The sequence below is a fragment of the Streptomyces sp. NPDC007205 genome, from assembly GCF_040634095.1.
Taxonomy (GTDB): Bacteria; Actinomycetota; Actinomycetes; order Streptomycetales; family Streptomycetaceae; genus Streptomyces.
The window spans coordinates 1-4,296 of sequence record NZ_JBEYEW010000116.1; the positions used below are offsets into that span (position 1 = coordinate 1).

Below are 4,296 nucleotides of genomic sequence, written 5' to 3' on the forward strand. Positions count from 1 at the left end.
CCGTCGGTCACCCTCGCGGGTGACGATGAGCATCGTGGCCCACTCGATGAGCGCATGGGGCAGGTCGAGTGCGGCAGGATGAGGGACCGACAGGGCTCCTGCGCCGATGGGTTGAGACTTCGAACACCTCCCTCAACGGCACGGGAGCCTTGTGCGTTGTGGCCACGGCCCCTGTCACCCGATCGGTTGCCACACTGAAAGACCTCAATGATCAGAGCGTCCACGATCAAGGAGCAACGCCTGTCAAGGAGTTATGCGGCCGGGCGACAGCCCGCCTCGGCCGCGTCCTGGCCGTACCGGTTTCCTCCGTCACCGCCCTGCGGCTACTGCGATGCATTCCCGCGCTGGCCGTGCGGATCCCATGAGTGATCGCGGTGGACGACTTCACCCTGCGCCGCTGCCACCGCTACGCGATCACATCATCAACGCGGAGACCGGCGAGCGCATCGAGGTGCTCTCGAGGGGGGCGTCTCGTACGCCGCATGAAACACGGTGTCCACTCCCAGGGATCGACCTCTGCCGGCACTGCGCCTCACGCTCAGTAAGACCTGCCCCTCGACAATCTCGCCCGTGCCAGGACATCGGCGGCGATGGGGTGGCGTTGATAGGGGCGTAACTGCTGATGAAGGGTGTGAAGTGCACGGCGGATGAGGACGGAGCGCACGTGGGCGTGGTGATCGAGGAACCGGCCCCAGTGGTGACAGGCTGGTTCCAGTTGACCGGTGAGTATCAGCGTTTCTGCGAGCCGGGCTTGGGTGATGGCGAAAGACCTATGCTGTGTGGCGCTGTCACGGAGGCGCGCCGAACGGCGCAGGGCACCAATGGCCTCGGGATACATTCCCAGAGCAAGGAAGGTCTCTGCGCGCTGGAAGTGCAGCGCGGCGCTCGGGTAGTGCGCGAACGAGATGGTCTGTTCGGCATCGGTGTGGTGTTTGTCTTCGGCCCTGAGCAAGTCGGTAAGGGCCGCGCTGCGTTGGCAGGCCCGGGCGCGGGTGACGGCACGCTGGATGAGGAGATACGAAGCCACCGATGGCGGGGCGCCGGGTCCGGCAGTCTCCACAGCGGTCTCGGCCAACTGGCTTGCAAATGACAGCCAGCCAAGGCGTAGACCAAGCGCACTCATCGCCCGCATCGTAATGGAGTACACCGTGCGGTCCTCGGCCTCATGTGCTAGATCGAGAGCGATTCGGTGATACTGCTCGGCCAGAGCGAGCTGGCCGGTGTCTGCCGTCATCTGAGCGAGGACGTACGTGAGTTGAGCGGCAGTGGACAACACAACACGGTCTGCGCTCCCACCCCCCAGGAGGCGTCCCACGTCGTCGGCAGTGTACAGGGCAAGCGCGCGCCGTCCGTGGGAGCCGCCATGGCGTTCGAGAGAGCCAATGACATGCCGGATCAGGCCCTGGAGCGTCATGAGTTCAGCCGACGGGGCCTTCGCCGGTGCGGGCTCGGACGAGACTGGCTTCCATTCGTGCGACGGATGCGTCACCGTGCGGGGCGCGGAGACGATGGGCGTGCCACGGAGGGCAGGGTCCGTGTCCATGCGGCACAGGGCGATCAACTCATGGGCTGGTGAGCGTTCCGCAGATTGCTGAACCTGGGAACTTGGATGTTTCCCCTTTTCGGAGTCGAGTCCTGTTTCCGCTACGGTCACCACGCGGTCGCAGCCCTGGCTCAGCGCCTGGGCCACAAGGAGGCAGACCGATGGGCTGGGGCGGGATCCGCTGAGCCAGTGAGCGACCGAGGTGCGGTCATAAGTGAGAGACAGGTCGTGGACTTGGCCAAGGGTGTTCACTGCTCGGGCCAGTCGAGCAGCTGTCCAGCCTGCCTCCCGCAAGAGCGCCCTGAGCTGCGCGTTGGGATGACTCCTTGCCATGTACTACCTCGACTGCTCAGTGACCGTAGGCTCGTGGTGAAGGGTTTGAGTACGGGCAGCCTCCGGGCCGCAGCGAAGGAGGGGTGGGGTTGCAGTGGGGAGCTGCCCCTCACCACGCCGTCTCCGGACTCGCGCCTAGCTACCGGCGAAGCGTTCCTAGCAGCGGCGAGCCCATCCCCAACGGTCCGAACACGGCTTCTGTCCTGGCACGCTTCCGTCCGGTCAACGGTCCTCAGGTACCCGAGCGGCCGATTTCCATACGCCGTTCAACGAGTTCAACGCATCCTTTGCGCCGCACACAGGGCTGAGTTGGGCCTTGCCAAGTTGCTACTGTCGCGGTCATGTTGGGGCGTGTTGAGGGTGCTCGGGTGTCGTGCTGGGTGCTGTGTCAGGCGTGCGCGGGTGCCCCGGTGGTGGTCTTCCAGATGCGGAGCCGGTGGATCATTTCGGTGCGGTAGTCACTCGCTGTGATCAGGTGCCGTCGGGGCGGAAGTGGCTGGAGATGCTGCTGAAGGCGGCGAGGAACCTCTGGGCTGCTCGGCTGGAGGGCAAGCCCTTCATGGCGCGCTCGCGCTGTCTGATGGGCTGATGACTGTTTTCGGCACGGTTGTTCAAGTACTTCGAGGAGCGGTGCTCGACGGACGGCATGACCCCGCGGTGAGCGGCTCCGTAAGAGCGGAGTTTGTCCGTGACGATCACGCGGGGCACGTACGCGAAGTCCTTGAGGAGCTTGCGGAAGAAATGCCTGGCTGCAGCGGTGTCGCGGCGGTCCTGGACAAGAATGTCGAGGACATTGCCGTCCTGGTCGACCGCACGCCACGGGTACCGCATCTTGCCGTTGGCCTTGATGAATACCTCGTCCAGATGCCAGGTGTCGCCGGGCCGGGGCTGCCGGCGGCGTAACTGCCGGGCATACGGGGGGCCGAACGTGGTGCACCAGGCCCGGACCGACTCGTACGAGACAGTGATGCCACGCTCGAAGAGGAGCTACGACCTCGCGGTACGACTGCGGGAACTGGTGATGTCGACGACGGCTGAATTCACCACTTTCTGGCTGATGCTGTCGGCGTAATCCCCACCCCGGTGACAACGGTTCCCCAGGGGGACGCCGGTCACGGATGGGGAGGTCGGTCGCGGTCCTGGCCTGAAGATCTTCCCCGTGTCGGGTGGTTTGTTCGACCGATAGATCCTTCTTGCGAATCGGTGGGGATCCCCCGGGGCATGCCGGTGCCGGGTTGAGGGTCCGGGCCTACTCGGAGTCGCTGGTGTCCCTCAACCAGCGAGCCGGGAGGCCGACGGACGATCCGGATGGCAAGGAGAACGTTCACCGTGACCGGCATCGTGGAGATCTACGTTCACTGGTACGCGGGCCGCTCGAAGTCGCAGCTGGCGGCGTCACTCGGGCTGGACCGCAAGACGATCAGGAAGTACCTGGCGCCGGCCGAGGCCGCCGGGATCACCCCGGGCGGGCCGCCCATGAGCGAGACCGACTGGACGAAACTGATCAAGAGCTGGTTCCCCGAGCAAGCCAACAGGAAGCTGAACCAGCTGACTTGGCCGGAGATTGAGCAACACCGCGACTACGTCGTGGAGCTGCTGGACTCCTGCACGGTGACCACCATCCACCAGCGGCTGCGTGACGAGCGCAAGCTGAAGGCGTCCCTGACGCCGTTCCGCCGGTGGGTGCACGAGAACCTGCCCGACGAGGCGGCCCGTGCCAAGGTCACGGTGCTGCGGGAGAACGTCGAACCGGGCTCGGAGGCCCAGATCGACTACGGTTTCCTGGGGCAGTGGATCAATCCGACTACCGGGAAAGGACACCGGATTTGGGCGTTCGTGATGGTGCTGCCCGCCTCGCGGCACATGTTCGTGCGTCCGGTGGCACACATGGACCAGCACGCCTGGACGCAGGCACATGTGGAAGCGTTCCGGTTCTTCGGCGGCGTCCCGCGGCGCCTGGTGCCCGACAACCTGAAGACCGGAGGCGACAAGCCCGACCTCTACGACCCGAAGATCAACAAATCCTATGCCGAACTTGCTTCCTACTACGGGACGTTGGTGGATCCAGCTTGCACCTCGAAGCCGAAGGACAAGCCCAGGGTGGAGCGGCCTATGCCCTATGTCCGCGATTCCTATTGGCGCGGGCGGACGTTCACCTCGCTGGATCACATGCAGGCCGAGGCCCTACTCTGGGCCCGCAACGTTGCAGGTCAGCGGCAGTGCCGGCCACTGAGCGGTGCGAAGCCGCTGTCGGTGTTCGAGACGGTCGAGGCGTCGGCCCTGTTGCCTCTGCCCGAGACGCCGTTCGTGCTGGCCCGCTAAGGTCTGTTGCGAAAGTTGATCTTGTTGGTTGGTGATCACGTCCTGTGGGACGTGGGGATCTGACGAACGGGCAGTGGGCCCGGCTTGAGCCGCTGCTG

The 4,296-nt window shown here is 65.0% G+C and carries 2 protein-coding genes and 3 pseudogenes; 2 read left to right on the forward strand and 3 right to left on the reverse strand.

Annotation, left to right across the window (positions count from 1 at the left end):
• Nucleotides 1-93, reverse strand: a pseudogene (locus ABZ624_RS42110) (IS5/IS1182 family transposase); the annotation flags it as partial.
• 149 nt (nt 94-242) lie between these two features.
• On the opposite strand from ABZ624_RS42110, the pseudogene ABZ624_RS42115 reads away from it, so the two are divergent.
• Nucleotides 243-457, forward strand: a pseudogene (locus tag ABZ624_RS42115) (ISL3 family transposase); the annotation flags it as partial.
• A gap of 81 nt (nt 458-538) precedes the next feature.
• Here the strand turns inward: ABZ624_RS42115 and ABZ624_RS42120 are convergent.
• Both ABZ624_RS42120 and ABZ624_RS42125 read right to left on the reverse strand, forming a co-directional pair.
• The gene (locus ABZ624_RS42120; protein ID WP_360100898.1) at nt 539-1,234 is read right to left on the reverse strand and encodes a hypothetical protein; all 696 of its coding nucleotides are present in this window, start codon (nt 1,232-1,234) and stop codon (nt 539-541) included.
• A 1,030-nt stretch (nt 1,235-2,264) separates the two neighbouring features.
• Nucleotides 2,265-2,900, reverse strand: a pseudogene (locus ABZ624_RS42125) (IS6 family transposase); the annotation flags it as partial.
• A 305-nt stretch (nt 2,901-3,205) separates the two neighbouring features.
• On the opposite strand from ABZ624_RS42125, the gene istA reads away from it, so the two are divergent.
• The gene (gene istA / locus ABZ624_RS42130; RefSeq protein WP_360100895.1) at nt 3,206-4,198 is read left to right on the forward strand and encodes an IS21 family transposase; all 993 of its coding nucleotides are present in this window, start codon (nt 3,206-3,208) and stop codon (nt 4,196-4,198) included.
• Nucleotides 4,199-4,296: the final 98 nt, after the last annotated feature.